At 41.6% G+C, this 2,474-nt stretch carries 4 protein-coding genes; all 4 read right to left on the bottom strand.

Annotated elements, in window-relative coordinates; all coding sequences use genetic code 11:
- A partial coding sequence (locus tag FEFB_RS07970; RefSeq protein ID WP_152666259.1) for an ATP-binding protein occupies positions 1-590 on the bottom strand: 590 nt, incomplete at its 3' end.
- 8 nt (positions 591-598) lie between these two features.
- A complete protein-coding gene (locus FEFB_RS07965; protein ID WP_053069005.1) occupies positions 599-1,411 on the bottom strand; it encodes a phage replisome organizer N-terminal domain-containing protein in 813 nt (270 codons plus the stop codon).
- Positions 1,412-1,429: 18 nt separating this feature from the next.
- The gene (ssb, locus tag FEFB_RS07960) at positions 1,430-1,873 is read right to left on the bottom strand and encodes a single-stranded DNA-binding protein (RefSeq protein ID WP_047975716.1); all 444 of its coding nucleotides are present in this window, start codon (positions 1,871-1,873) and stop codon (positions 1,430-1,432) included.
- The coding region (locus FEFB_RS07955) for an ERF family protein (protein WP_047975715.1) at positions 1,866-2,474 on the bottom strand (609 nt) is incomplete at its 5' end. The genes ssb and FEFB_RS07955, both read right to left, overlap by 8 nt.

Raw genomic sequence — 2,474 nt, 5'->3', positions numbered from 1 at the left:
CCACTGTTACCCATTCCGCCAGCTTCACTGCCGAAATCATCTAGTACCAGTACATCGACCTTTTTCATCAACTCCTTGGCGTAACGCAAGCGCTCCTGTTGCTGATAGTCGTTGAAGTTGTGCACTTTGTCTGATAGCGCCACTGTGCTGACAAACATAACTGTCTTGTCTGAATGTTCTTTCAATGCTTGAACCATTGCCAGCGTTAGTGCTGTCTTACCTGTTCCAGCATTGCCCGCCAGCAAGATATTAAGGCCTGAGCCGTCAATCACACGCTTGGTCAACTTCCTGGCCTTTAACTTCAACTCTTCGGCCTTGGCCACATTCTCTTGCTGGTTTGGATCCCAGTTGTTGAAGTCAAACTTCTGTCGGCCACCACCACCCCAAATGCTCCAGCTTTCAAACTTCTTGTGTTCTGATGCCTTTAGCTTTTGATATGCTTCCTGGTCAGCCTTTGCTTCACGCATCTTGATGTAAGTCTTCATCTCTTCATCATTTAGTCCGCTCAGCTTCTGCTTAGCCCGCTTGTATGCAGGAACAGACTCAAAGCTTGATTCAATCCCTTTCACAGCATTAGCTAAACTTTCCATGTAACCTCCTAAAAGTCCCAATCACCATAGGCCTTTGTTAAGTCTTGGTTTCCTTTAGATTTCTTGTTTGGACGTTTTCCATCTCGATAACCAAACTCACTGGCCTTGTCTGAATACTTGTCAAATTTATTAACTAGCGTTGAACTTGAGAAGTTGGAGATAATGTCTTTCGTCCAGTTATCAACGATGTAATTCATCACGTCCTGAAATTCTGTGACTGATACATTTTTCATTACTAGTTGGCCAAACACGCCTGAGTTTTTCAATTTACGATTAAGAGCCTGATTGAAAATATCCAGCATTTCCTTGGCAGAATTTGCAGATACCACATCATCTCCCCTTTGGGGGGTAAGGGGGGTATCTATATCTGTCTCTATCTCTATCTCTTTCTCTATCTCTAACTTATCGTTACCATTCGTTACTTCGGTGTTACTTTGTAACGCTTTTTGTTTTTGTCGTTGTCTAAATTCACGAACTCTTTTGGCCGAATCCACTTCAGAACCAGTCATATCAGCGCTTGCAACCAAGAATAAATCTTGTTTGATTTCAGGGTGAGTAATCAACTTTTTTGCTTCTAAGTAAGCAAGCAGTGCTCGAACATCTTCAACATTTTCATCAAGCATTAGTGATAATTCTTCGGAAATATCATTTCCAGCGCCTTGAAAGTAAATCATGCCGTTTGTCGAGGCACTCTTTACTAACATTTCTAAGTAAATGATGGTGTAAGTATCTCCACCAGCCATTCTTCTTAATAACTTGATATAAGGATCGTTGAAGAAATCAGGTCTCAATTTAATCCAAAAGTATTTTTTATTTGCCATTTAATATACCTATACCAATTAGAACGGAAGATCGTCATCACTAATATCAATTTCGCTGTTTCCTGGTTGGGCAAACTTGTTATTGCTTGGCTGTTGTGCTGGTTGTTCCGTTCCATTTTCTGCGCGTCGCTTATCTGCTTCTGCCTTTGATTCAAGCAATGAGAAATTATCAACTACTACTTCAGTCACATACACTCGCTGTCCTTGATTGTTTTCATAGTTACGTGTTTGCAACCGTCCTTCGATTGCAACCTGCGCTCCCTTACCTGTAAAGTTAGCGAAGTTTTCGGCTGGTTTACGCCAGATAACAGCGTTGATAAAATCTGCCTCACGTTCGCCATCGCTGTTCTTAAATGGCCGATTGACAGCTAACGTGAACGAACCAACCGCCGTACCAGATTGCGTGTACCGAAGTTCTACATCTTTAGTCATTCGTCCAATTAATACCACTCGATTAATCATTAGTGACTTCCTCCAAATCTTCGTTCATTGCATATCTAATTGCACCGTATAGAGCGTTAGCTTTTGCAAAGCTCAATTTTTTAACTTGATTAGCGCCTTCATTCGTCATTCCCAACGTTGCCCAAATCATGTCTAATTTGCTCTTAGCCACTGTTTTCAACAGCTCAATACATTTAGCTTGAACAGCTCTTTTTTGCTCCAATTCGCTATTCAAATGCTTCTGTAATTCAGTCATTTCTTCGCCATCATCATCTTCATCTTTTGGCGTAACTCCAAAGGCTGCCATCAATGAACCACGCTTAGCATAAGTGGCCGCCTTCATCGCTTCTTGACTGTTATTGCTTCCACTTACTGGAAGGCCTTCAATCATCATGTATTCGCCTGATGTATGAGTAATGATAGTCATTACCTGCATGTGTTCTTTGCCGTCAGGGCCGAGTTCTGAATTAACGCTCTGAACAAATGCAATACCTGCATTGCTCTCTCTATTCGCCTTACGAATAGCATTCGCTACATCGTTCAAATCAGCATATTTAGATCCGTGAACACCAGTCTTTGTCTTATCTGGTTGTTTCATTGCCATTTGTAACTTATATAAGCC

Origin of the sequence: Fructobacillus sp. EFB-N1 (genome assembly GCF_001038455.1) — a bacterium.
GTDB classification, from domain to species: Bacteria; Bacillota; Bacilli; order Lactobacillales; family Lactobacillaceae; genus Fructobacillus; species Fructobacillus cardui.
The sequence above is the reverse complement of the archived record's forward strand: the minus strand, read 5'-3'. Positions and strand labels throughout refer to the sequence as shown.

Bases quoted from the DNA above. Each gene is read 5' to 3' on its own strand.
- FEFB_RS07965 (WP_053069005.1), bottom strand. From the start codon at position 1,411: ATGGCAAATAAAAAATACTTTTGGATTAAATTGAGACCTGATTTCTTC.
- ssb (WP_047975716.1), bottom strand. From the start codon at position 1,873: ATGATTAATCGAGTGGTATTAATTGGACGAATGACTAAAGATGTAGAA.